At 59.0% G+C, this 25,025-nt stretch carries 18 protein-coding genes; 13 read left to right on the forward strand and 5 right to left on the reverse strand.

Annotation, left to right across the window (positions count from 1 at the left end; all coding sequences use genetic code 11):
* Positions 1-64: 64 nt before the first annotated feature.
* The 5 genes from VH599_04905 to VH599_04925 all read left to right on the forward strand — a co-directional run bounded on the left by VH599_04905 (position 65) and on the right by VH599_04925 (position 8,520).
* The gene (locus VH599_04905; protein ID HEY7347636.1) at positions 65-3,604 is read left to right on the forward strand and encodes a tetratricopeptide repeat protein; all 3,540 of its coding nucleotides are present in this window, start codon (positions 65-67) and stop codon (positions 3,602-3,604) included.
* 50 nt (positions 3,605-3,654) lie between these two features.
* A complete protein-coding gene (locus VH599_04910; GenBank protein HEY7347637.1) occupies positions 3,655-4,077 on the forward strand; it encodes a hypothetical protein in 423 nt (140 codons plus the stop codon).
* Between the two features lie 16 nt (positions 4,078-4,093).
* A complete protein-coding gene (gene grpE, locus VH599_04915) occupies positions 4,094-4,834 on the forward strand; it encodes a nucleotide exchange factor GrpE (protein HEY7347638.1) in 741 nt (246 codons plus the stop codon).
* A 39-nt stretch (positions 4,835-4,873) separates the two neighbouring features.
* Complete coding sequence (locus VH599_04920) at positions 4,874-6,781, forward strand: Hsp70 family protein (GenBank protein HEY7347639.1); 1,908 nt, start codon at positions 4,874-4,876, stop codon at positions 6,779-6,781.
* A gap of 674 nt (positions 6,782-7,455) precedes the next feature.
* Complete coding sequence (locus VH599_04925; protein HEY7347640.1) at positions 7,456-8,520, forward strand: tetratricopeptide repeat protein; 1,065 nt, start codon at positions 7,456-7,458, stop codon at positions 8,518-8,520.
* A gap of 1,235 nt (positions 8,521-9,755) precedes the next feature.
* Here VH599_04925 and VH599_04930 read toward each other — a convergent pair.
* Positions 9,756-9,971 (reverse strand): hypothetical protein, encoded by a 216-nt coding sequence (locus VH599_04930; GenBank protein HEY7347641.1) that lies wholly within the window; start codon positions 9,969-9,971, stop codon positions 9,756-9,758.
* 114 nt (positions 9,972-10,085) lie between these two features.
* Here VH599_04930 and VH599_04935 point away from each other — a divergent pair, with 114 nt between their 5' ends.
* From VH599_04935 to VH599_04945, 3 genes are all read left to right on the forward strand, one after another.
* Positions 10,086-11,228: a hypothetical protein gene (locus tag VH599_04935; GenBank protein ID HEY7347642.1), complete on the forward strand. Its 1,143-nt coding sequence runs from the start codon at positions 10,086-10,088 to the stop codon at positions 11,226-11,228.
* A gap of 755 nt (positions 11,229-11,983) precedes the next feature.
* Positions 11,984-13,582: a TIGR01777 family oxidoreductase gene (locus VH599_04940; GenBank protein HEY7347643.1), complete on the forward strand. Its 1,599-nt coding sequence runs from the start codon at positions 11,984-11,986 to the stop codon at positions 13,580-13,582.
* Entirely contained in the window at positions 13,579-14,013 is a 435-nt protein-coding gene (locus VH599_04945) for a hypothetical protein (protein ID HEY7347644.1), read from the forward strand. The genes VH599_04940 and VH599_04945 overlap by 4 nt, the downstream gene beginning before the upstream one ends.
* Positions 14,014-14,111: 98 nt before the next feature.
* Here the strand turns inward: VH599_04945 and VH599_04950 are convergent, their stop codons facing one another.
* The 4 genes from VH599_04950 to VH599_04965 all read right to left on the reverse strand — a co-directional run bounded on the left by VH599_04950 (position 14,112) and on the right by VH599_04965 (position 16,581).
* Positions 14,112-14,498: a VOC family protein gene (locus tag VH599_04950; protein HEY7347645.1), complete on the reverse strand. Its 387-nt coding sequence runs from the start codon at positions 14,496-14,498 to the stop codon at positions 14,112-14,114.
* Between the two features lie 147 nt (positions 14,499-14,645).
* Entirely contained in the window at positions 14,646-15,455 is an 810-nt protein-coding gene (locus VH599_04955) for a DUF899 family protein (GenBank protein ID HEY7347646.1), read from the reverse strand.
* Positions 15,456-15,603: 148 nt separating this feature from the next.
* Complete coding sequence (locus VH599_04960; GenBank protein HEY7347647.1) at positions 15,604-15,924, reverse strand: YdeI/OmpD-associated family protein; 321 nt, start codon at positions 15,922-15,924, stop codon at positions 15,604-15,606.
* 141 nt (positions 15,925-16,065) lie between these two features.
* Positions 16,066-16,581 (reverse strand): hypothetical protein, encoded by a 516-nt coding sequence (locus tag VH599_04965; protein HEY7347648.1) that lies wholly within the window; start codon positions 16,579-16,581, stop codon positions 16,066-16,068.
* A 463-nt stretch (positions 16,582-17,044) separates the two neighbouring features.
* On the opposite strand from VH599_04965, the gene VH599_04970 reads away from it, so the two are divergent.
* The 5 genes from VH599_04970 to VH599_04990 all read left to right on the forward strand — a co-directional run bounded on the left by VH599_04970 (position 17,045) and on the right by VH599_04990 (position 24,870).
* Positions 17,045-17,716: a hypothetical protein gene (locus VH599_04970; protein ID HEY7347649.1), complete on the forward strand. Its 672-nt coding sequence runs from the start codon at positions 17,045-17,047 to the stop codon at positions 17,714-17,716.
* Positions 17,717-17,735: 19 nt separating this feature from the next.
* Positions 17,736-18,437: a hypothetical protein gene (locus tag VH599_04975; GenBank protein ID HEY7347650.1), complete on the forward strand. Its 702-nt coding sequence runs from the start codon at positions 17,736-17,738 to the stop codon at positions 18,435-18,437.
* Between the two features lie 105 nt (positions 18,438-18,542).
* A complete protein-coding gene (locus tag VH599_04980) occupies positions 18,543-20,735 on the forward strand; it encodes a GAF domain-containing sensor histidine kinase (GenBank protein HEY7347651.1) in 2,193 nt (730 codons plus the stop codon).
* On the forward strand, positions 20,732-21,403 hold the full coding sequence (locus tag VH599_04985) for a response regulator transcription factor (GenBank protein HEY7347652.1): 672 nt from the start codon (positions 20,732-20,734) through the stop codon (positions 21,401-21,403). Before VH599_04980 ends, VH599_04985 begins: the two co-directional genes overlap by 4 nt.
* A 419-nt stretch (positions 21,404-21,822) precedes the next feature.
* Entirely contained in the window at positions 21,823-24,870 is a 3,048-nt protein-coding gene (locus tag VH599_04990; GenBank protein ID HEY7347653.1) for an AAA family ATPase, read from the forward strand.
* Positions 24,871-25,025 lie beyond the last annotated feature (155 nt).

Raw genomic sequence — 25,025 nt, forward strand, 5'->3', positions numbered from 1 at the left:
GCTCGCCCAAGAGAACGCTCTGGAGCCTCAGTTCCAGGTGAATCTTCTGGAGCAAGCGATACGCTTGGACCCTTTCAAGCGGCTGTATCGCCTGGCCCTAGGGCGGGCCAAGCACGACTGGGGTCTCTTCGAGGAAGCCATTGATGAATTCGATTGGGCGCTCAACTTCTGGCCCGAATCAAGAGAGATTCACCTCTTCTTAGGCGAGGCGCAGTTAGAGGCAGAACAGTATGAGGAAGCCAGGAAGTCCTTCAAGCAGGTGCTTGGAACGTTGGAGGGCGCCGCTCCAGGGGATGAGCTGGCAGTACGGGCTACCTATGATCTGGTCGAGTGTGACATACGCCAGGCAACGGATGAAGGTGGCTGGGAACGGGTGCTAGACTCGCTGAACCAGTTGACGCCAGCCAACTGGCTTGAAGCTGGCTTGTTTTGCGAGAAGTGCTTGAAACTGCTTGTCGAGTGTAGCGACCCGCCGATGCGTACCCAGGCAGTGGCGCTGGCCGAGCAGCACGTGGGCGCAGCCCAGCCATCGCATCCTGCCTACCAGGCGCTGCAACGTATGACAGCATTTTCGCCACAAAGCTATCTGAACGATGACGCCTCTGCGGAGGAGGAGAGTGAGAAGCAAAGTCCACTGGATGGACTGTTGACAGCCTATATGCTAACCCACCTGCCAGCCGGATCGAACGAAGATGGCGAGGCTCGGCTCCATCACCTGGGGGCTTTAGGCAAACTGGCAGAGAGTAGAGCAGATCGCTGGTTTGGTCTGCAAGAAGCCTACCTGTATGAGTTAGGAAAGTGGGCAGCCGAGGAATATCGCTCCAAATCGTATGATCGGGTACGTGTCCTCTGGCGAGAGGCGGAGCGTGTTGCGCCACACCATCCAGCCATCTTACAAAATCTGGCAATTCTCTATACCCGACTCAAGGATGAGGGCCAGTATCAAAGGTATTGGGACCAGGTTACGCACACCTGGACGCTGTATGGCGAACTGATGCAAGATGCCACCAGCTATGAAAAAAAGCTGCTCCAGAAGCACCAGGCATTCATGGAAGGAGCCAATGCCCGGTTTCAAACGCTGTCGGCAGGGCCAGAACTTCTGGAATTAGGGCTAGTCTGGGCGAAAGAAGCCATCTCGTATTTTGCCTTACGTCAACTAGCGTTCCGGAACGCTTATTTCCGTTGCGGCGTGAGATCAGATGATTGGGCAGGCGAACATGAGCGCGAGGAGGTGCTGCAAGTTGGCTACGACACCATCGTCCACTGGTTGCATCTGGTCGCTGGATGGCAGAGCTTAACTGAGCGCTCGGAGATAGCTCGCTGGCGGCTCAACCAGCTTTCAGAAGACCTCACGCTGGCAAAGCAAGATACTGAGGCAGCCTATCGTTTCCACGATGAGGAGAAGGATGTCTTTGGGCAGCATCGGGAAATGATGGCTGAACAGTATTGTTTGCTGCTTTTCAGGGTTCTGCCATCGGCGGCGCAAGAGCTGGGCCTGGAGAATAAAGAGCAGCGCAGCACCTACGCGCAGCTCGCCCGGTATGTACTTGGTTTCCCGCATCGCTTGCTGAGGCCGAGAGTGCTTGAACTGATTGAACAACTCGGTGCAGATAGCGATCTGGAAACGATTGCACAAAATATTGCTGTTGGCCCCTGGTATCACAAGGCGCAGGAGCTGCTGAAAGAGCAGCCAGCCCAGGCGATCAGCTACTTGCAAGAGGTGTTGGAAATTGTCCCTGACTATTTGCCAGCATTGTTTTATCTTGCGCTTGCCTCCTTTTTCCGCGAAGATTGGGATACCGCCGAAGTGACGGCAAGAAAAGCGCTGAAGCTCTGTACCGGCGAGGATAAGGAAACCCAAAGCATTAAAGAGCAGTTGGATGAGTTGCTCTCTCAGTTCCCCCTGGTCCGAATCGCAAAATACATACATAGCGCGCTCGAGGCGATGGGAAAGAAGCGCTGGACCGATGCGCTTGCGCATCTGAACCAGGCGCAGGAAAAGCTGCCAGATGCTGTGCTTGTCCTTTTCTACAAGGCGGTGTGCCATTTCAGGCTAGAGGAGTGGGACACTGCGGAACAAACGGCAAAACAAGCCCAATCCCTTTGTACTGGCGAGGATAAGGAGACCCAAAGCATCAAAGAGCAGTTGAAGGAACTGCTCTCCCAGTTCCCCCAGGTCCGCGTTGCCAAAGAACTTGGTAGTGCAATCGCGGCAATGGGGAAGAAGCGTTGGACCGATGCGCTCGCCTACCTTCAGCAGGCACAAGCAAAGGTGCCTGATGTTGCCCTGGTCCTCTTCTACAAGGCAGTGTGCCTTTTCAGGTTAGAGGACTGGGACGCTGCCGAGCGAGCGGCAGAACAGGCGCTTCCCTTATGCCAACCAGGCGATGATGGTCACCAGATAGAAGAGCAATTGAGGCACATCCTAAGACAGATTCCCCAGGCAAGGGTTGCGCCAGACGTGAAAAAAGCGCGAAAAGCAATGGACAGGAAGCGCTGGGCCGAAGCCCTGCCGTACCTGGATTCGGCGTTATCTCAGTTACCCACCTCCGTTCCGATCCTCTTTTACCAGGCGGTGTGCCAGTTCAAGCTGGAGCAGTGGACTGCTGCTGAAGAAACGGCAAATAGAGCGCTTCTCTGGTGCCGTCCATATGCAGATAGCCAGATAGAAGAGCAGTTGCGCCAGATCATAACGCAGATTCCGTTGGCGAAGATCGCAGGATACCTCAAACAAGCGCGCGCCGCAATGAATAAAGAGCGCTGGGCCGAAGCTCTGAGGCACCTGGATTCGGCCCTGTACGTATCGCCAGATGCAGTCATCGCCCTGTACTACAAGGCCCTGTGTCACTTGCGCCTCAAAGAGTGGGCTACAGCCAGGCAGGTAGCAGAACGATCGCTCCCCCGCGCAGAGGAGGGGGATACCCCCGTTTCTCTCAAAGAACAACTTCGCCAGCTTGTAAACGCGGCTGAATTTGGACCCATTACCGATGCTATCAAAAAGGAAGATTGGTCTACAGGGATACGGGAAGCAGAGAGCTGTCTGCGCCAGGGTACTTCGGATAGGGCGTTGGCGCTCTTTTATAAAGCGGTCTGCGAGTTTCGCTCAACCATGAGCCGTCTCAAGTCGCGCGGCATCTCCCTCAACAAATATGTGTTTGACTCTGTTAAAACGACCCTCCGAGAGGCAGAAGCAGCGTATGCCGATAGAGACCTGCAAGAGCAGATTACTCAGCTTCGCCTCACTATCGAAGCGCAACTGCGCCAACTTCTGCTTGATGAAGAACTCACCCCCATCACCAATGCTATCAAGCGGGAAGAGTGGTCTACAGGGATACGGGAAGCAGAGAATTGTCTGAGTCGGGGTACAACCGAACGGGCATTGGTGCTCTTTTATAAAGCGGTCTGTCAGTTTCGCTCAACCATGAGCAGCATTAATTCGCGCTCCATTACTCCATCTCAATCTTTGTTTGACCCCATTGAGACGACCATTTGGGATGCGGAACGTGCGTGCAACGATAGCGACCTGAGAAAGCAGATCACGGCGCTTCGCACCTCTGTCGAACAGGTTCGAGGCCAACTCCGAAGCATGGGTATCCGTTATTAGCTCGCTCGCTGAGGAGGACCGGCATAGATTCAAGGGGGAGGCACCTGGCAATGATCTTATTGGAGATCACCGATGAATCTGGTATCACCCACTATGAGACTCTTGAGATTACCCCTCAGGAGTTAGGGGGGCTGGATGAGCAAGAGGCCAGTAAGAAGATACGAAAAGCGGCTAATAAAGCAAAGGCGTCCTGCAACAAGAAGGCTCGCAAAGGTGACAGGGCAGCCGAGGAGCAAGAGATCAGAATAAATGACGCATTAAAAGCGCTCCTCAAGAAAGAGGACCGCGATAAGTACGATAAAGAGTTGGAAAGCGGAAAAGAGGGAGCGCTGTTGGAAGTCTTGCGTATCCAGCCGCTCGCTCCACCTTTTTGGGTCGACCGCATCGTGCGTTTACGGACCATTGAACGCTTGATGCAAGAGGCTGGGTGTACCAAACCTCTTGAGCTGTATGAGAGTGAAGCCTGGTGCTGAGGAGGGGAATGGGGCAATGCCACAGCACAAAAAGTTCCAGCCTGATCGGAAGGTCCCTGCTGCGCCCGTGGTGCAGCAGGTAAAGCAGGCTGTTCCACCTGTCGAAGAGGCCGGGAAATCACCAGAAGTGCTGGAAAAACTCGCTGGTCTGGAGATGCTTCTGCGTGGCGTAGGACGAGATAGCATGACTATGATGCGTGAGCAACAAGATATGCAGGCGCTCCAACAGACACTTCTCTTGCGCTTGAGTGACCTCGAACTTTCCACAAAAGCGCTCTCCCAGACAACATGGAAGGCCATGCAGGAAAACCAGGGCTTTATTCAGCACGCCGAACAACATTTCGCCGGAGCGCTCCGAGATTTGGAAGCGCGCGTTCGAGAAGAGATGCAATTACAGCTTCGCCGTAGCCTGGTGCAGGCGCTCCTTCCGGCCCTGGATGATTTGGACCTGGTGATCGCTAATCAACGCAGGCTCATGGCACCGGCTGGCGAGCAAAATAGTCTCTTAGAGGCTGTCATGCTGGTCCGGCAGAAGCTCGCTGATGGCCTCGGGGCGCTGGGGCTTGAGGAAATTCCTATCGAAGAACAAGTGACTCGGTTCGATCCCAGTCTGCACGAGCCGGTGGAATCGGATATTCCCGCTGAGTGGTTAGGGGGCGACGACCTTTCGTCGGGAACCATCATTCGTGTGCGGCGCGCAGGCTATAGATTCAATGGGCGTGTTTTGCGAGTTCCACAGGTACTCGTCAAGTCATAGTCAACCGGTTGCTATGAGCTGGAGAAGAGGAGGCCACAGATGGCAAAGATTATCGGCATTGACCTGGGAACTACCTATTCAGCGGTGTCCATCTGGGATGAAAGTCGGAAGCAGACCGTCATTATTCCAAACCTGGAGGGACACCCCACCACGCCTTCGGTGGTGAGCGTCAACAGCGCGGGCGAGATTATCGTTGGCGAGCAGGCAAAAGGCAACCTATGGGAGGATCCCGACAACACCGTCTCGCAGATCAAGCGGGAGATGGGCAACGATGTCACGGTGCCAATGAAGGGGAAAAGATACAACCCACAAACGATCTCTGCCTACATTCTTGCCTACCTCAAACAAGCTGCCGAACATTATCTGAGCGAGCCAGTCCATGACGCGGTGATTACGGTTCCCGCCTATTTCAAAGAAGTGCAGAAGACCGCCACCCGTGATGCAGGGGAGATTGCGGGGCTGAATGTTCACCAGTTGGTGAACGAGCCAACAGCAGCAGCTATTGCTTATGGCGTCAGCCGGGTGGAGGAGGGGAGCGAGAAGACCTATGCCGTCTATGATTTGGGCGGAGGCACGTTTGACGTTTCCATCATTGAGGTCAGCCCCCAGGACATCACCGTCATTGGCACAGGCGGAGACCCGCGTTTGGGTGGCCTGGATATGGATGAAGCAGTGGCAGGGTGGGCACTCAGAGAGATTCAGAAGAAACATGGTGTTGATCTGAGCAATGATGATGCCGTCAAGCGCCGAATCAAAGTAGAGGCAGAAGGTATCAAGAAGACGTTGGTCGTTGCCGAAAACGCCACCTTGAACTTGCCCTTTTTGACGGTAGTGGGAGGCAAACCACTTAATGTCAAATTAGACATCCCTCGCGCCGAGTTCGGCAGGCTGATTCAGCCCTTGCTTGGGCGGTCAATGAAGGGGTTGGAAGATGCTATCGCCAGCGCCGATGAACATAACAACCTGGGAGGCTGGAAGGCGCTGGATGGTATCTTGCTTGTTGGCGGTCCCACCCGCCTGCGAGAGGTCCGCGAAATGCTGGTGGCGAGATTACGTGCCGAGTGTCCAGATAAAGACCCGGTGGTGCTGGCAAACATCAACCCCGATGAGGCGGTGGCGATGGGGGCCGCTATTGTAGCAGCCGGATTAAAACCGATTGGCCTTCCTCCTGAAAAGGTTGAAGGAATGACGGCTGAAGAGGTTGACCAGAAAAAGCAAGAGGAACCTGGGGTTGCCGAGCCTCCAGCCCTCCAGATCGTGGATGTCACCAGCCATTCGCTGGGGATTGCCGTCGCTGGCGGCGGGTTCCATAAGTTGATTGAAAAAGAAAGCCCTATCCCCTGCCAGGCGAGTGATGATGGATTTACCAATGTTGCCGATTACACCACCGAGCTACTTGTGGAGGTGTACCAGGGCGAACAGAACTTTGTGGCGGCCAATAGCAAAATTGGGCAGGTGAAGATTGAAGGGCTTGAGCCATTGCTGCAAGGGCAGCATCGCTTGCGCATTCAGTTTGTATTGGATGTCAGCGGCACCCTCTCGACGATTTGCACAGACCTGCGCACCAACAGAATCTATCAAGGCTCCTTTGCCTTTGATACGACTCGTATGAGCAAAAAACAGGTCGAGGATGCCCGAAGAGAACTCATGGCGCAGATGGCGAAGCCAGGCGGGAGGATTCCTTCTGATGCTGGCCCCGAAAGTCCGCCACCTCCCGAAGCAGGGACACAGGCCATCCCAGAGCTAACGCGCCAGCAAGTGCCCGCGCAGTGGTATAGCTATTGGCTCTCCGCGCGCGAGCTTCTTTCCTCTCTGCAAGGCGTCCAAAAACAGCGCCTGGAGACAGCCATGAACACATTTGCCAACGCGGTTATGGCTAGCGATCAAAGAGGCATAGAAGAGGCTGGCTCCCGGCTTCAGGATGCATATAACGAAGCCACATTGTAGCCACCAAAGACTGAGCAATGGGGCACAGAGGTAGTAAGCTTTTCCAGAAGCGCTGGTGATGACTCAGCATGTGATGAGGAAAGGGGGCTTGCTTTCACGATGGCTGTTCAGAGCATAGGAAGATATACCTTCCAAGATACTCCGCTAGCTCAAGATGCGCTGGGAATCCTCTACGAGGGTGTGGAGTCGGACAGCGGAGCATTGGTATACCTTAAAGAGGCAAATCCTCATGGGCGCCGGAGCATTCCTCAGAGCCTGCAAGTGTGGCAAGCCATTCAGCAGCCTGGCCTCTTCACCGCGCATGATGAGGTGTTTGTGGGGGAGCGCCACTACCTCATTACTGCCAGACCCCCTGGCACACTGTTCAGCCATTATCTGCATGAGTGGCGTCAAGGTGGCTTGTGGGGGCGTTTCCGACTTCTCTCGCTGGTGATCCAGGTCTGCAAGGCGGTTGAGAGCCTCCATAACTCTGGCCTCGCGCATGGAGCAATTCACCCTGATAGCATTGTTGTCGAACATGGGGAGGGAGGAACGCATGCTCATCTGCTTTGTTTCGAGCCTTTTGTGCCCCATCCGACTAGCTATTACCTCGAAGGCAATGCCCATGTGCTTTCTCTGGCCCAGGAGCAGCTTCGCGGTGGTGGCGATCCCCGTTCTGACGTTTATGCCCTGGTATGCTGCTCTACCTCAGCTTTGGCGCCCAGCCACCTCTTCTGGATGCTTCGCCCTACGAGCTGGCTGAACAGGTGATCTGGGGGGACCTTGCTCCGTTTGCGCCCTATCTGGATGATCTGGACCCCGCGTTGGGACGGGCCGTTTACCCTGACCTCGAAACCTTGGGAACGGTTGTTATCAGAGCGCTTCGACGCAATCCAGCCACCAGATATGCCACCCTAAAAGAAATGCGCATATCGCTTGAGCAGATTGGGCGACGCCTCTCGCCTATCGTACTGGGACGCACTCTCTATCAGAACCAGGCATCTGATCGTGAAGCGTTCAGGAAGACCAGCGAGCTTGCCATCATGATTCTCAAAGAGGCAGCCGCCAACCCTGCCACAGCGGCAGAAGCCCATAGTCTTCAGGGCCGGATTTATGCGTTCAGGCTGGGGAATTTTGACGAGGGCGTCAAGTCGTTCAAGCGAGCCATCAGGCAGGACCCCTCTTTCGATAGCGCAATCTTGGGGCTGGCAGATACGTATAGTAAGTATGGCCGCTCTTCCCTGGCGAAGGAGCAAATAGAGGTTCTCGTCTCCAGGCATCCTGGCGATATTCAGGTCCTCATGAGCTATGCCACCATCTTGTATCAAAGTGGAGATGCTCTATCCGCCGTCAATGTGCTTCATAACATTCAACAAGCATCTCCCTACTTTTTACCTGCTTACATCCTGGCGATTCAGCAGAGCATTCGGCAGGACGATCTCAAACAAGCGGAAACCGAGAGCGCTCGCGCGCTGGCCCGCATTCTTCAGGTGATTGAACGAGGAAACCTGGACCCCGAACAGGTCGCTGAAGTCTATTTTCTTCAGGGACTCCTTCAGCACAAACAAGGCAAGAACGAACTGGCCCTTGAGCGATTGGAGTTGGCACTGAAACAACTGCCCACGCATCAACAGAGCCATAAGCTGCTGGCAAAACTCTATGCCGAGAGAGGCATACGCGATAAATTCCTCTATCACCTCTGGGCCAGCTTGGAAGCCACGAGCGATGCAGGAGGAATGGAGCGTCGGCCCCCTTCTTAATTGCAGCGGTTCAGGTGACACTACTTCTCCGGAGGTTTGCCATGAAAAGACTGTTATCGGCTGTGCTGATCATTCTTGCTGGAGCGGGAGCCTGGTTTGGGATTCTGAAAGCAGACCAGGTCTATCATTCTATCTGGCTAGATATATACCTCGCTGCATTCATTGCGCTGCCCATCATGTGGGCGTTGTTACGAATTACCTTTAGCACAGCGCCTTTCAAAATATTCTTCATCTGCATTTTTGCGGCGGTGGCAAACCTGGTAGCTATCAGTCTGCTATATCAAAAACTGACTCAGGACTGGGGCAACCTTCTTTTTGCCGGCATGGTCATCTTCTATTTCCTCAGCGCTTTCCTCAATCGTCGCAGCTATCAGGCAAGGGCAAAGCTCAGCACGGCTGCCCAGGTCTTGGGGAAAGGTGATGCCAGGCAGGCGCTCAAGCTTGCGCAGGAAGCTCGCGTTCTCTCCATCAAAGGTGCCAATCGGGCAGAACAGGCACAAGCCGAGTGGCAGATTGGCCTGGCCGCGCTCCGCTTGGGAGAGCGGCAGAGCGCTGCGCGGTCTATCAGCACCGCCCTGGCGTTGTTTCGGGCTGTAGGGGATAAGAAACGCAGCAAAGAGGCCGAGAACGCACTGGCTCAACTACGGCGGAGTGGGGTCAGTATTCCTGGCGAGGGAAGCGCGGAGGAAGCAGCGAAACATGCTGGCATCTCCCTTGATTGGGGCCTTATCCTGGAGGGAGCGCTGAGTATCGCTGGGGTGATCGCCCTTACTCAATTGTGGCAGGTTGAGGCGTGGCAAGGGTCAGTACAGCTTCTGGCTGGCTTGGGGCTGGCAGCGTTTCTGCTGGTCTATGGTGCCTATGGCGTAGCATCTCTGGCGGTCAGATTATCACGACCAGCGTGGGCGTCATCCGTTTCTTTTGTCGTGTATACTATCGCTTTTCTCCTCCTGGCATCCGGTGTTGCGCTCTTGGTGGTCCAGGGAGGGGTTGAGGTCAAGGATTTTCCGGGAGCTTTGCAGAACGCGCTCATCTGGCTTAAAGCGCTTACTACGGAGTGGCCGATCTGGGCTGTGTCCGCCATCGTTTTTTGCAGCCTCTTGCTTGTGCTGGTGAGTCTGGTTACTGCGAGCGGGCGTTTTACGTTGGCTTGGGGAACCAAGCCAAGCCAGCGGGCTTTACAAAGGGCATCAGAGGCTCTTGAGGCCGAGAAGTGGGAAGGGGCCATTACTCAGCTAGCGGAGATAGACCTGCTGGACAAAAGCAATGTGCAGATTCACCCGCAAATATTGTTCTATCTGGCCTTTGCCTATTCTATGCTGAAGCAGCCGACAGAGGCGCAGAAGCATCTCCGCGACCTGTTGGAAATTGACCCCGGCCACAAAGAGGGACGCTATCTGGCGGGATATATCGCCTTGCAAACAGGCGATCTCGATAGTGCAGAGGAGCACTGGCGGAAGCTATTTAGGATTGATCCAAGGTTTGGGCCGCCTGGCGCGGTTTCTTCGAGGAGAGCGGCAGACTATTACCTCTGCCTGACGCTGTACCGCAAAGCAATGGTTACCATGAAGCAGGATGCCAGGCAAGGCATCAGCCTGCTGGCAGAGGCAGGGAGAATCGAGGCGCTCGACAAGGAAATGGCTGAGGCGCTGGCCCGTGCCCATCTCTATCAATGTGTTCAGCTCATTCGCCAGGGTGCCTGGCGCGAGGCAGAACAGGAAGTTAGTCAGGCACAGACAAAGCTCCAGCCGCTCAAAAGCCAGCCAGGTGACTCAACTGCATTCAGTAAGCTTAACGGGCTGTGCCTGGTCGGTAGCGCCCTCCTCTCGTTCCAGCAGGCGCGCTATGCTGAAACGTTAACCAGCCTCAAAGCGGCTGATGAGGCAACTGCCGCACTTGCCCAGAAAAGGAACTTCTTCACTCAGCCAGGCCAATCTCTGCTGGAACAGCTGCTGCGGTCCATGCTTGTTTCTCAAGAAACGAACCAGGGACGGATCAGCCCGTTATTCAGTCGTGATCTGCACTTTCTGGGTGCCCTGGCTCAATTGCGCGATTTACGTGAGCGCTTGAGCCAGGCACCAGATAAAGGCTGGCAGAGCGTGCTGGAAAAGATAGAAGCCGAATTAGAGAAGAGCCTGGAATCTTCCGAGGACTTTGATGAAGGCTGCGCCATGCTTGGTTTATTCTATTATTATGTGAGCGCTGATCAGAGCAAGCAAAAGAAAGGTATTGAACTGCTCCAACTGGTTCAAGGTCGTGTCGGAAGCAGCTTCGTGAAGGAGACGTTGACCCGACATGAGACTCAAGAGAAGCGCCGGGCAAGCTGGCAAAAAACCTACTTCGATCTGCTTGAGCAGTACATGCGCTTCTCCAGCGTACCGCTTGCTGAACGTGAGGCCATGCGCCAGCGGGTGCTGGAGACGATGAAAGCGACAGGGGAACTAGAGACTCTTCTGGGAGAAAGAAAACTTCAAGTTGCTACCAGAAGGGAGCGCGAGCCAACGGTGGAGGAATACAGCACTCACGCCGCCTTGCTCCTGGTGAAGCTGGAAGAACTGATGCAGTCAGATAAGGGGGGACAGATACCACCAGAAGTGAAGCGCCTTGTCGAGAGCTTGCGAGACCAGAATGAAGCCCTGAAGCAGACCGTCCAAACCCTTCTCCACACAGAGAAGGAATTGCTTAGCAAGGCTCAGCAGCTTTTTTAGCTTCCTCCTCCAACAAACTGAAAAGAGGTCCTCAGAATGGCCCGAGAACATGCCCAAGAAAAGTCGAAGCTTACCTCCCCAACGACACTGCTGAATCGGTTGGAGCCGATTGAGTTGGAACCGAATAAGCAACTAAGCGAACACCTTCAGAACATTGAGTTAGAGACCCAATTACTTGCCCTTAGTGGCATCTCTCTTGAGCAAGAGATAGAAGCGTTTCGGGAGATGCTTCCCAAACTTAGGAAGCAACCTCATAATAGTGATAGTAACGATGTTCAACATTGACATCCTAACACAGCCAATACGCTAATGATCAGATAATAAGAAAATAGCAAGCTATCGGTGTGTGTTTTGACCCCCATTTTGACCCCCACACCGCTGAACGATCCTGAACCATCGTGAACAGAACAGCCTTCCGAACCCGCTATTTACCTGGCTTTCTGGATGATCTTGAACGATCCTGAATAGCTGGGCCTGAGTTCGACTCTCCCCCATCTCCACCGCACGGGGCCAGTCCTGGACTGGCCCCAATTTTTTTACTCTCCTCGTTGACCCCCATTTTGTCGTCCTCTCCTTCCCCTGGACCCGCTGCTGGAGGCTCCTCGCCTCCCTCGTCCTCGTTCAAGCCCAACAGGGTTGCTTTTCGCTGTGCCATCAACTATGCTTGCAAGAGTCTTAATCCGTTCGTGAGGAAGGGAGCAGGGAATGGCGTCGCAAACAGAAACCGAGCGATTCGCATTGGATCGAGGCTGGTGATGCGGATCGTCGTCGCCGGGGGGTCCGGCTTCATCGGACGCTACCTGAGCCTCGCGCTGGTCGCAGATGGACATACCGTCACCGCGCTGACGCGCGCCACGCCTGTAGAGCGCACGGCTCCTGGGGGATTGCTGCGCTCCATGCACTGGAACCCCCGCCAGCCTGATGACGCCCTGGTCGATGTGCTCACTGGCACAGATGCGGTGGTGAATCTGGCGGGCGCCAATATCGGGAGCCGACGGTGGACCACCAGGCGCCAGGCGGATCTGGTGAGCAGCCGCCTGTGCGCCACCGAAACGCTGGTCCAGGCCATCGAGCGCGTGGCCCCGAGCCTGCGCCCGCGCACGCTGGTGAACGCCTCGGGGATCGACGTCTACGGGCACCGTGGTGAGGAGGCCCTCACGGAAGGCTCTTCGCCTGGGGATACCTTTCTCGGGCGATTGTGCCAGCACTGGGAGCGTGCTGCCGCCGCCGCAGAGGCGCTGGGGGTGCGGGTGGTCGTGATGCGCACGGCGGTGGTCCTCTCTCCTGATGCGCTGACCTTGCACCTGCTGGCCGCGCCCTTTCGTCTGTTTGTTGGCGGTCCTCTGGGGGACGGGAAGCAGTGGTTTACTTGGGTGCATCTCGATGACGTGGTGGGTCTCTACCAGTGGGTGCTGGAGACCGAGGCGATCTCAGGCCCCGTGAACGTGGTGGCTCCAGACGTGCGCCCGCAAGAGCAGGTGGCACATGCCTTGGGGAGGGTGTTGCGGCGTCCCAGCGCGCTGCGCACCCCAGCAGCGATACTGCGGCTGGCGCTGGGGGAACAAGCCGACCTCCTGCTGCATGGCCGTCGGGCGGTCCCGGCAGTCGCCACCGCGCAGGGATACACGTTTCGCGCTCCAGAGCTGGAGGCCGCGCTGCGTCGGTGTCTCACGCATGGGCACAACGAGCGGACGACACTGCTCCCAATGCGGGCAGCGTCGCCCTTTTTTCCGGTCCTGGGCGCGGCAGCCGATGCCCTGCCAGAGGTGCTACGCGAGCAGTACCTGCTGCGGCCCGCAGACGACGAACGCGTGGTGCTGGAGGGTTCGATGGATCGAATCTGGCACCAACCGTTCTGGTTGTGGCCGTTTTTTCGCTTACTCGCCGTGTTCGACATCCTCTTCCCGGAGCAGGGCAGCAACATCCAGGCGGCGATGATCATTGAGGGGCTGCCCAATGAGTACGCCTGTGGCGCCCAGACGTGGCGTCGCACGTTTCGGTTCCGCACGCCCAGGCGATTCGATGCGACGATGGTGTTTGATCCCCGACTCGCTCGGGTGGTGGAGCGAGTGCGTCCAGGTGGCGTGCTGGAGGTCGTCTGGAATGTGACCTTTGACCCGCCTGCCACCATCCGCATCATCACCGAGGGCATGCGGCTTGGGGTGGGCAGGTTTCGGATCACGCTTCCGCGCTGGGCCGCGGTGGAGGTCCAGGTGAGCGAGACGGCCCTGGCGGCGCAGAGCCAGCGGATTGCGGTTGATCTCGTGGTGCGGCATCCCTGGCTGGGAGCGATCTTCGGCTATACCGGGCGTTTCCAGGTACGCAAGGAGCCAAAGGAGGGTCGGCAGGCATGAGCCAAGATGGGTCCGAGAAGGCACTGGCGCGCTTCCGTCCGTGGCTGTACGCGGCGGCCATCTACAACCTGCTCTGGGGTTCCCTCACCATCCTCTTCCCGGAGGCCCTCTTCCGCCTGCTAGCCATGCCGCTGCCGTCGTACCTGCCGCTCTGGCAAGTGGTGGGCATGTTCGTGCTGGTCTACGCTCCTGGCTATGCGTGGGCGGCACGGCGCCCCAGCAGCCACGGGCACCTGATCCTGGTGGGGATGCTGGGCAAGATCCTGGGGCCGCTGGGGTTCCTATGGGCTGCGACAACCGGCCAGCTCCCCCTGCGCTTTGGGCTGGTCATTCTGACGAACGACCTCCTGTGGTGGCCAGCGTTCACCGGCTACTTACAGGCAGCGGCCCGCGCGCACGGAGGGTGGAAGGCGTTTTTGATCGGGGACTAACTTCTCTCGGTGGCATGGCAGCCGAGCTTTCTTACTCTAGGTAAGCTAGGTGGCTGACGTAGTGGCTTGCTCGTCCCACTCGAGGTGTGTGTTCGGCTCTACTGGCTAGCAGGCGGCTCCCATAGCTCGACCTTGTTGCCTTCTGGATCCATGACCCAGCCGAACTTCCCGTATTCCGAGTCGTCGAACTTGTCCAATACGTTGCAGCCCTCTTCCCTGAGAGCCTTGAGTAGCGCGCGGAGGTCGGCTACTCGGTAGTTCACCATAAAGGAAGCTGTGCTTGGAGCAAAAGCGTCACCCTCGGCGGGCATGATGGACCAGACCGTTGTTCCACCGACCGGTTTTCCACCTGCGTCAGTCCAATCGAAGGCGGCGCCTCCCCAGTCTTGCACATTGATGCCGAGGTGTCGCTTGTACCAAGCTTGCAGTGCCTTCGGGTCAGTGGCTTTGAAGAAGATGCCACCAATACCAGTAACGCGGTTCATGGGTACCTCCTGCGCAACAATGAGTAGTCTGACGTGGTGTGTTTCATGAATTTCTATGTTACTGCTTACCCGATTCCTTCGTCACGACCCCGCGCATGCTCCGTGATCTGGCCGCCGCGCTGCACGCCACCGCCGCGCCGGTGGTGATCACGAGGCGCTCGGCTCGTTTTGGCCGCCGTGTGGGGCGGTGGCGGTGTCCCTGGTGCTGAGGTCGTCGGAGCGTCCGGCTGCAAGCCGGGACCACTGGGCGGTGGGACGTCCGTCCAACCGCATCTGGTCACCTTTGGAATCCCACCCCTGCGGCCAGCCCTCGGGCGAGTCCTCCCAGAACTCCTGCCGGCCATAGACGGTCAGATCCAGAAGTCCGTATGACGGCGCCATCACTTCATTGCCGCGGCCTGTGGTCCAGTAGGTCTCGAAGACCTGGTCACCGTCTCGGAGATAGCTGACCAGGATGCCGAAGTGCCGGTCTGCGACCAGCTGGTCCACGGCGTCCTGCGGCAGCGAGTACCAGGGCATGGTCCAGCCCATGAAGTCACGATAACGCGAGCTCTCCTCGTAGGGGCCTTCGCAGAACGTGGCGTAGGTGACGTCCCGCGAGTGCAGATAAGACAGCTCGTTGATGTGGGTGGTGGAGAAGGTGCAGCCCTCGCACTGGGCTTCGGCAGGTTGACCGGTGTGCCACATGTGAAAGTAGACGATCAACTGTCGCCGGCCCTCGAAGACCTCCAGCAGTGGGACCGGTCCGTGCGGGCCGACCAGCTGGATGGTGGGGTCCACCTCCACCATCGGCAGCCGTCGGCGAGCTGCCGCGATCGCATCCCCTTCGCGGGTGTGCGCCTTTTCCCGTACCCGCAGCGTGTCCAGTTCTGCCTGCCAGGTGGACCGGTCGACCACCGCAGGCAGTGCAGCAGTATCGAGGTCTGTCGTGAAATGGTGCTGATCACGTGTGTTCATCGGTGTCTCCTTTCTTTGCTCTCCCGCTGGCATGCGGGATGACTGATGGAGAGCGAAGATATGCTTGCCATGCGCGCGTATCTCTATTTTACGAGCGGAGCAAGAAGAAAACTTCTCTTATCTTGCTCATGATGGAATACTCTGCTGTTTATGATGACTTTTTAGATTGTCTGTTAAGCACATACTGTACCGAAGGACTCATGGGCTTATCCGTCCGGTGAATGCAGCCTATCCAACAACAAGGTCGGCGCATGCCCTCTTTGAGTTCCGTGCGCACCCGTTCCACGTGCTGCCTTCTGGTTTCTGGTTTTTTCACGGAGATCGCCCAGCAGATCCATTCATTGCGTGCAAGAGGCGTCAGATCCTTCCAGGCCGCGAGCGCCTCCGCGTCAGAAGCGAGGGTGTTCCGTAAGTCCTCTGGCAATGCGTGGACAACCCCACCGGAGATGGCATTGTTGGTCATCGTCATACGTCTATCCTCATACAAACGCGCCTATATACTTTACTCATATACCGCTGATAGCAGATTGATACCCTCTCTCCTGTGGCGCCAGTATCGGTCAACACATGAGGCCAAAGAGGAGAGGCGTTCTGCGCTGGCGCAGGGTGGTTACCAAGCAAACACACCCCAGCACACCGCATTGCGCAAACGCTGGTCATCAAGCACCAGCTCCCGGATCTCCTTGGGAAGCTGGTCGCGCTGCCACTGGCACTCCTGACGGCCAGCTTGCTCGCGTGCGTCTTCAGGGGCTGCCGCTTGCGCGGCTCTGATGGCATAGGCTGCCGCACCCAACTCGTGAGCGGCCACATGCGCCACGACCGCCGCCTGACCAGCAGCATAGGCCGCCTGTCGCGCCGCTCCGCTCAGATCCCTGGCCGCCGCCATCGCGTGACCACCCGCCGCACGAGCCTGAGACATCTTGATCTCGCCGCGTGCCCATGCCCGAGCCTGCTCAATGGCCTGACGTGGACGAGCATCTTCGGGTTGCACTTCCTCAAAGAAAGGCAGTACATGCTCCGCGCAGGCGGCTGCCCAGAGTGCCAGCAGATGGTGATTGGGATCGCTCAGGGTTCCGCCACGACGAACAGTGATCAATCTGAGATCGCGCGGTTCAGAGAAAATCATACCCCTAGTTTATCACAGCCTTGCACTTTGGTAACCTGTCCACATCGCCCCCATCTTGTCGAAGGGTGCGGTTGCTTCCTATCATAAGCAACACAGAGATGTCCAATGTCGTAAACCGGTGGGTCCACTGGCAAAACCACGCATCAAGAACGAGCAAGAGGAACATCGAAGGCCGAGCTTGCCAGGAGGAAGGGCAGGCGAAGCCCTTTAGCCATGTTCACGTCTACTTGCGGTGATTTCATTGCCCATCCGGTGGGTTATGAGGTGAGCAAACGGTGTCGACAGGGAGATGAGCGTTGTCGTCCTAACCAGAAAGGGACAAAAATCGGGTCGTTGTCCCAAGATCGTGGGACACCCCTCCTGCTAGACTCTCTCCAGAAACCGTTTTTCCGGGTGCGCCGCGTGTTCGCATCCGCAAGTGGTTGTGGCCTCCGTGCGGGGCCAAATCAAGGAGGTCCGTCTCATGACTGCCCGCACACTGCTCTGTTGGAGTGGTCTGACTGCTATCGTGGCTGGGGTACTCGAGGCTCTGTTTGCTGTCCTGGATTTCCTGCTCTTTCCCCCCAGCCAGCCGTTCATCCAACCGTCGTCTCTGTCCTTCAGTCAACAGGCTGCCACGAATACCTGGGTCATCGAGCAAGTGGTGAATTGGGTTGCCAAAGTATTCCTGCTCTGGGCGCTTGTGGGGCTGTATAGTCGCCAGGCCAAAGAGACTGGGGTGCTGGGATTCATCGCCTTCCTACTGTCCTTCGTGGGCATCACCCTGGTCTTTGGCACCATCTGGGGCTACTTCCTTTTAGCGCCAGGGTTTGCCAAGGTAGCGCCCGCCTTCCTGGATGCCGGCGGAACGCAGTTCTCGCTGTTGCCGGGACTCGTCGGGTTGATTCTCCCCTTCGCGTTGGCCCTCCTGGGGTTCCTGCTCTTTGGTGTGGCATCACTGCGGGCGAAGGTGTTTCCCCGCTGGGCGGCGGTGCTCTTCATCCTCTTCCCGCCCTTGTTTGTCGTGAAAGGCTTCATCCCCCTTCCGTCTATCGCGGACATCGCGTTCGGCGCCGGGCTGGTGTGGATGGGCTACACCCTCTGGGCGGAGCAGCGGGGGTTGGCGAGGCAGCGCGCGGTGGCAGCGGTGTCCTAATCGTGCGAAGGGGTGTGTCATGCCAACCGGATTGACCACGGCTGAACGGCGTTTTTGGCTCTGCTGGCTACTCGCCACGACGCTCGGCTCCCTCCTCGGCGGGGCCGTGAGTGGGGCCGTCATTAGCGGCGGGGAAACGAGCTTCGATGACGTGACCTCTCCCCTGCTCGGGGCCTTGGCCCTGGGGGTGACGACCATGATCGCCTTCGGGGTCCAGGGGGCGGCGATTGGCCTCACTCAGGGAATCGCCCTGCGGCACGCCCTCGCCCACTCTGGCTGGTGGGTGATAGCGACTGGAGGTGGCTGGATGGTAGGTGGCGCCGTCAGCGGAAGTCTGGCCGGGTCGGTGGGTGGGGCGATGACCGGGGTGGGGCCTGATGCCGGGTTGGCGGGCCTCGTGGTCACGTTTCTGGGAAGTGGAGTCGCCCTGGTGATGCTTCCTGGCCTCCTACAATGGCTGGTGCTGCGCAGACAGGTGGAGCAGGCCGGATGGTGGGTGCTGGCGTCAGCAGTGATGTTCTTCGTGGCGAATGGGCTCGCGTTTCTGGTGATGGTGGTGGTCGCCCGAGCACTGGGTTGGGGGTTGCCCTCTGCTCAGGCTTGGGGCCTGAGTGGGGCGCTGGCGGGCCTCCTTAGTGGAGCCATCACCGGAGCCGTGTTGGTGCGGCTGCTGCGGCAGCCGCACCAACATCCGCTGAGGAAGAGGGCGCTGGTCGAGTAGTGCTGAAGGTGTATACTCATCTTGAGACCCCTGGTTCGCGGATGGGCCCACTCACGTCCGCGCGGCGTGGGTCGCGCGAAGGGTACTGCCTCTGGAGGTGGAGCGATGCACACCCGGATACTTGCCCGACTTGCCTGGGTTCTCTGGACCGGCACCGTCGTCCTATCGCTTGGGTACACCCCGCTGCTCGTCCCGGTGCACGCTGCACTGCCGGACGCGCTGCCGTTCGCGCTCAGGTTCGTGGAGGATGCCTGCTTCATCCTGACACAGCTTGCCTTCGCGACGCTGGGCGCGCTCATCGTCACGCGCCGCCCTGGGCACCGCCTCGGCTGGCTCTTCTGCACGATTGGCCTGATGGGCGCGGTCGATAGCTTCGCTGGCTACTACGCGCTCGACGCGCTGCTGGTGGCCCCTGGCACGTTGCCGGGAGGACTGGCGGCAGGCTGGTTCCAAAACTGGGACTGGATGGTGACGATCAGCCTGCTCCTGTTCTTCCTGCCCCTGCTCTTTCCCACGGGCCAACCCCTCTCGGCGCGCTGGCGCGTCCTGGGCTGGCTCGTGGTCGGGATACTCGCCCTCCAGTGTCCCCTGGTCGCTTTGCAGCCTGGTCCGCTCGGCAACAACTTCATCGGGAGGCCAGCCGTTGCCAATCCGCTCTTTGTCGCAGCTCTTAGTAGTCCCCTCCCCACACTGCTCAATGCGGTCCTGAGTGTCGTCGGTCCCCTACTCCTGCTCCCCGCGGCGCTCAGCTTGCTCCTGCGGCTGCGCCGGTCCAGAGGGGAGGAGCGCGCGCAAATCAAATGGGTCATCTACGTCGGCGCCATCACGGTCGCGCTGTGGCTTGCGCAGGGGCTGGTCATCTACAGGCTACACAGTGCTCCACCCGCGTTGGAGAGCCTGCTGCGGCTGGGAGTGGATGGCAGCTGGCTGGCCCTACCGCTAGCCGCTGGCCTCGCGATCTTCAAATACCGGCTGTACGCCATTGACTTCCTCATCAACCGCACGCTGGTGTACAGTGCGCTCACCGCGAGCGTGGTCACCCTCTACGTCCTGGTTGTTGGTGCCCTGGGGGCGCTGTTCCAGACACAAGGCAATGGGCTCATCGTGCTCCTGGCAACTGGTTTAGTGGCCGTGCTCTTCCACCCGCTGCGCGCGCGCCTCCAACGCGGGGTCAACCACTTGCTCTATGGCGAGCGGGACGAGCCGTATACCGTCCTCTCTCGCCTGGGAAGCCGCCTGGAGGCACCGCTGGCGCCTGGGGCGGTCCTGCCGGCCATTGTGGAGACCGTCAGAGAGGCACTCAAACTTCCCTATGTCGCCCTTAGCGTGAAGCAGGACGAGGCGTTCACGCTTGCCGCCTCTGCGGGCACGGCCCGAGGGGAACTCGTATCTTTGCCACTGATCTATCATCACGACCTCATCGGGCAGTTGCTCCTGGCCCCACGCGCGCCAGGCGAACCGTTGACACCCACCGACCTGCGGCTGCTGAACGAGTTGGCGCGCCAGGCGGGGGTGGCGGTGCAGGCGGTGCGGCTGACGACCGATCTAGAGCGTTTGACGGTCGATCTCCAGCACTCCCGTGAACGGCTGGTCACCGCGCGGGAAGAGGAGCGGAGGCGCCTCCGCCGCGATGTGCATGATGGGCTGGGGCCAACCCTGGGCGCGCTCCTGCTCCAGGTCGGCTCGGCGCGCGCCCTCCTGGCGCACGACCCGGCGACGGCCTCGGAGCTGTTGACGACCGTCGAAGCCCACCTGGAAGGAGTCATGGACGACCTTCGGCGGCTGGTCTACAATCTGCGCCCTCCCGCGCTGGATGACCTGGGGTTGGCTGCCGCCGTGCGTGCCCACGCGGCGCAGTATGACCTTCAGAGGACAGCAGCAGGTCAGACGGGCAGTGCTGGTGGGCTGCGTATCACCGTCGAAGTCCCCGACCACCTGCCAGAGCTTTCCGCCGCCGTGGAGGTGGCGGCCTACCGCATCGTCCAGGAAGCCCTCGCCAACGTCGTCCGCCATGCAGCGGCGCGAACCTGTCTGATTCGCCTGGGCCTGGGGGAGGCGCTCTGCCTGGAGATCGAAGATGATGGGGTGGGACTGCCACCCAGCCGCCAGGCGGGGGTCGGGTTACGCTCTATGCGCGAGCGTGCCGAAGAATTGGGCGGCACCTGCCTGGTCGAATCCCTGCCAACCAGGGGAACGTGTGTCCGGGCGCGTCTCCCCCTGTCCGCAGTAGGGAGCGCCCCGGCAGGGGGACACCCGCTCACAGCGCCAGCCGTGTTGGAGAAAGAGGTGATCCGATGACTCGTGCTACCGAAGGCGGGATCCCAGAGCCGCTGACGGTCCTCCTGGCTGATGACCATGTGCTCTTCCGCGATGGGCTGCGGGCCCTGCTCTCGACCGCGCCCGATCTCGAACTGCTAGGCGAGGCCACCACCGGCGAGGAAGCGATGACCCTGGCAGCGAGTCTCCAGCCCGATGTGATCCTGATGGACCTGAAGATGCCCGGCATCACTGGCATCGAGGCCACGCGCCAGATTTTGCAGGCAAGCCCGCAGATTGGGATTCTGATGGTGACCATGTTTGAGGAGGAGAGTGCCGTCTTTGCCGCGATGCGCGCCGGAGCGCGGGGCTACATTCTCAAAGGCGCCACCCATGCCGAGATGCTGCGCGCCATCCGCGCTGTTGGCGCAGGCGAGGCCATCTTTAGCCCGGCTATTGCCCGACGGCTGCTGGAGTTCTTTGCTCAGATCCGATTGGTGACGCTGCCTCAGGTCTTCCCGGAACTGAGCGAGCGCGAGCGCGAGATTCTGGCTTTGCTGGCCCAGGGCGCCAAAAATGCCGAGATTGCCAGTCGGCTGGTCCTCAGTTCCCATACGGTGCGCAACTATGTCTCCAACATCATCAGCAAGTTGCAGGTGGCTGATCGCACGCAGGCCATCCTTCGCGCCAGAGAGGCGGGGCTGGGATGAGGCAACATCCCAACTGTGTGACTTCGCGCTCTTGTCTACGACGCTGCTGGAAGGGGACTCCTCAAAGCAGCGCTCAGGCTTACGCCACTCGCGTTCAAGTGGGGGTTATGCGCCGCAGGGCGTGGGTCTTACCACAAGCGCCTCATCCTCGACCACGCTCTGAATTGATTCTCTCCTTGGGAGGAATGGAGGAGACGCTGCGAGTCCTGCGGACGGCGGTAAAAAGCACACGTCTGTACTCGCTTGGGGAAACTCCCTTCTGTATGCTATACTGCCGTGGAGGTATACAGGTAAGCTTGACACACGTCGATCATCTTAAGACACAGCGGTCCCTCGGTGGCCTCTGAAAGATCGTGCTCCTCCCTGATCGGGTACCTTAACGCGCGTTGGAGCAGCATGGTTCAAGGGGAGCGATCTTTATGACCAGAGCATTTCCAAGGACCGTGGTCTGTCCCCTCTTCATTGGTCGCCAACGCGACCTCAGTGCCTTGCAAGGACTCGTGGAGCGGAAGCGGAGTGGCAAGGGGCAGGCGATCCTGATCAGTGGGGAAGCGGGCATTGGCAAGTCGCGTCTGGTCGCTGAGGCAAAAAACTATGCCGCGCACCAGGGCTTTCTCCTTCTGGAGGGGCACTGTTTCCAGGGGGACAGCGCGGCTCCCTACGCGCCGCTGTTGGACCTCTTTCGGACGTTTTTTGCCTACTCTGCCCCAACCGCCCTCTCTGACCACACGCGCGCCTTTGTCTCGACGCTCTCTCGCCTGCTGCCTGACCTGGCGCTGCTCTTCCCCAACCTGGCAACCTCCTTTCCCGCACCATTGGGTGATCCAGCAGAGGAGCAGCGACGGCTCTTCGCGTCCATGACGCATTTCCTGACGGAGCAAGCGACACACCAGCCGGTGTTCCTGGTGGTGGAAGATGTGCATTGGAGTGATGACCTCAGCCTGGAGTTTTTGCTGCACCTGGCCCGCCGCGCTCGACACCTCCCGCTGCTCTTACTCGTCACCTATCGCAGTGAGGCGCCTCATCCCGGGCTGCGGCACTGGCTGACCCAGCTTGATCGTGAACGGTTGACGCAGGAATTTCCCCTGAGGCCGCTCTCCCGCAGCGAGGTTGATGACATGGTGCGTGCTATCCTGGCAGGGGAATACCCAGTCGATGCCGACCTCCTGGACACGCTCTTTACCCTCTCCGAGGGTAATCCCTTTTTCGTGGAGGAGCTGCTCAAATCGCTCATTGCCACTGGAGAACTTCAGTCTGTGGAGGGAAGGTGGGTCCGTCGGGTAGAGAAACGCGAGGCTTTTGGGGGCGCTTTCATCCCACGCAGTGTACAGGAGACGGTCCACCAACGGACGGAACAGTTGAGTGCTGGAGCAAAGCAGGTCTTGACGCTGGCAGCCGTCGCCGGACGGCGCTTCGACTTTCCTGTGCTGCAACAGGCGCTGCACGGTGATGAGAACCACCTGCTGGCGCTGATGAAGGAGACGATGGCGGCCCAACTTGTCGTGGAGGAGTCAGCAGACCAGTTTGCCTTTCGACACGCGCTGATTCGAGAAGCGATCTACAGCGCGCTGCTGGTGCGCGAGCGTCAGGCGCTGCATCGAACCCTGGCCGACATACTGGAACAGCTTTCCACTTCGCCCGCCCTGCGCGAGCGCTACCTGGGAGACCTGGCGGCGCATTGCTATGAGGCCGGGATGTGGGAGCAGGCGCTGACCTACACGCAAGAGATGGGAGATCAGGTCTTGACGCTGCACGCGCCGCGCGCGGCCATCCACTACCTGACGCGCGCGGTAGAGGCTGCCCAGCATATGCCTGGCGCCCCACCAGGCAAGGTATATCTTGCACGAGGACAGGCGTATGCGGTCCTTGGAGAATTTGCCCGCGCCGAGAGCGATTACGAGCGTGCCTTAGCTATCGCCCAGACGACTTCGGAGAGCCTGCTGGAATGGCGGTGTCTGCTGGCGCTCGGCGTGTTGTGGACCGAGCGTGATTACGCCCAGGCGGGAGCCTGGTTCCGTCAAGCGCTTGACCAGGCTGAACGGCTGGCTGACCCCACCCTCCAGGCGCGTAGCCTCAATCGCTTGGGCAATTGGCTTGTGAATACCGGACACCTTGAGGAAGGGGTACACACGCATCACGCCGCACTCAAGCTGTTTGAGGACCAGCACGATACCCAGGGGATGGCGGAAACGCTTGACCTGCTCGGCACAGCCTACGGGATGTGTGGGGAACGGGTCAAAGCGGTGGAGCAGCTTAGGCAGGCAGTTGCCCTGTTCCGTCATCTGGATGACACGCCCAGCCTGATGTCAAGCCTTGCTATGCGCGCGGTCCAGTCCATGCCGGGGTCCAGCGAAACGTCGTTTAGCCCCCTGAGGACACGGGATGCGTGTGTGCACGATGCCTCCGAGGCGCTGCGCCTGGCTCGCCAGATCGAGTCGCTCTCCGGGCAAGCCTTCGCGGGGAATGCCCTGGCGCATACCTTGCTCGCTTTTGGGGAGTTTGGCCCGGCGCTGGCCCACGCACACGAGGCCCGCCGCATCGCCAAGGAGATAGAGCATCAGCAGTGGACGGTTGCCACCACCTACGCTCTGGGGCACGCCTATGTGCTGCTGCTCGCGCCTGCTCTGGCGCTGCCCAGACTGGAAGCGGCGATGGCGCTGGCACAGCAGTTTGGTTCCGCCTTTTGGACAGGCAGCATTGCAGCACTCCAGGGACGTGCCCATCTCCTGAACCACGATCTCCCTGCAGCCCAGGCTGCGCTCCAGGCGGTCATACCACCGGACCAGCCCCCCCACACTATGGCAGAGCGGCAGATGACGTTGGTCTGGGGGGAACTGCTCCTGGCCCAGGGCCAACCTGGCCCTGCGCTCTCAATCGCCGAGCATCTGTTGGCCTCCATCTCTGGGAAGGCGCCAGATGAGTCCGCACAGCCCATTCCGCATCTGCTGAAACTCCAAGGCGAGGCACTGCTAGGACTGGCGCGTGTGGAGGAAGCAGCAGCAGTATTAGAGAAGGCCCGACGAGGAGCTGTGGAGCGGAATGCCCGGCCTGTGCTCTGGACCATCCATCGCGCACTTGGGCACGCTTATTACCGCCTCCGACGCGCAGAGCAGGCCCGGCAGGAATACGCGGCAGGCCGTCACCTCGTTGAGGAACTGGCGACCACCATTGATGAGCCTGCGCTGCGCGACCACTTCGAACACGCGGCGCTTGGCGCTTTCCCGCCGGAGAAGCCACTGCCACCACGTGTCGCTGCCCGGCTGGCGTTTGGCGGGTTGACGGCCCGTGAACGCGAAGTCGCCGCGCTCATTGCGCAAGGCAAAACGAGCCGGGAAATTGCCGAGCTGCTGGTCCTCAGCGAACGCACTGCTGAAGGGCATGTCAACAACATTCTGGGGAAGCTGGGTTTTACCTCGCGGGCACAAATCGCGGCGTGGGTCGTTGAACGCGGGCTGGCGAACCACTAACTCTTTACGTATCTCCCACGGGTTGCGCAACGAGGTGAGGAGAGTGCCCTGAGATAGCAGTGAACCACTATGGGAGCCTCCTGCTCTTGTCCGTGCTCTTATTGAATTTATTTTTTAACCCATCGTGTTTCGCGGGAGCGTGCTGCTCTTTCTGA

The organism is Ktedonobacterales bacterium (genome assembly GCA_036557285.1).
GTDB lineage: Bacteria > Chloroflexota > Ktedonobacteria > Ktedonobacterales > DATBGS01 > DATBHW01.

What these genes read in the sequence shown, in the direction of transcription:
- VH599_04910 (HEY7347637.1), top strand. Translation starts at nt 3,655, where the DNA reads ATGATCTTATTGGAGATCACCGATGAATCTGGTATCACCCACTATGAG.
- grpE (HEY7347638.1), top strand. Translation starts at nt 4,094, where the DNA reads ATGCCACAGCACAAAAAGTTCCAGCCTGATCGGAAGGTCCCTGCTGCG.
- VH599_04920 (HEY7347639.1), top strand. Translation starts at nt 4,874, where the DNA reads ATGGCAAAGATTATCGGCATTGACCTGGGAACTACCTATTCAGCGGTG.
- VH599_04925 (HEY7347640.1), top strand. Translation starts at nt 7,456, where the DNA reads ATGCTGCTCTACCTCAGCTTTGGCGCCCAGCCACCTCTTCTGGATGCT.
- VH599_04935 (HEY7347642.1), top strand. Translation starts at nt 10,086, where the DNA reads ATGAAGCAGGATGCCAGGCAAGGCATCAGCCTGCTGGCAGAGGCAGGG.
- VH599_04940 (HEY7347643.1), top strand. Translation starts at nt 11,984, where the DNA reads ATGCGGATCGTCGTCGCCGGGGGGTCCGGCTTCATCGGACGCTACCTG.
- VH599_04945 (HEY7347644.1), top strand. Translation starts at nt 13,579, where the DNA reads ATGAGCCAAGATGGGTCCGAGAAGGCACTGGCGCGCTTCCGTCCGTGG.
- VH599_04950 (HEY7347645.1), bottom strand. Translation starts at nt 14,498, where the DNA reads ATGAACCGCGTTACTGGTATTGGTGGCATCTTCTTCAAAGCCACTGAC.
- VH599_04955 (HEY7347646.1), bottom strand. Translation starts at nt 15,455, where the DNA reads ATGAACACACGTGATCAGCACCATTTCACGACAGACCTCGATACTGCT.
- VH599_04960 (HEY7347647.1), bottom strand. Translation starts at nt 15,924, where the DNA reads ATGACGATGACCAACAATGCCATCTCCGGTGGGGTTGTCCACGCATTG.
- VH599_04965 (HEY7347648.1), bottom strand. Translation starts at nt 16,581, where the DNA reads ATGATTTTCTCTGAACCGCGCGATCTCAGATTGATCACTGTTCGTCGT.
- VH599_04970 (HEY7347649.1), top strand. Translation starts at nt 17,045, where the DNA reads ATGACTGCCCGCACACTGCTCTGTTGGAGTGGTCTGACTGCTATCGTG.
- VH599_04975 (HEY7347650.1), top strand. Translation starts at nt 17,736, where the DNA reads ATGCCAACCGGATTGACCACGGCTGAACGGCGTTTTTGGCTCTGCTGG.
- VH599_04980 (HEY7347651.1), top strand. Translation starts at nt 18,543, where the DNA reads ATGCACACCCGGATACTTGCCCGACTTGCCTGGGTTCTCTGGACCGGC.
- VH599_04985 (HEY7347652.1), top strand. Translation starts at nt 20,732, where the DNA reads ATGACTCGTGCTACCGAAGGCGGGATCCCAGAGCCGCTGACGGTCCTC.
- VH599_04990 (HEY7347653.1), top strand. Translation starts at nt 21,823, where the DNA reads ATGACCAGAGCATTTCCAAGGACCGTGGTCTGTCCCCTCTTCATTGGT.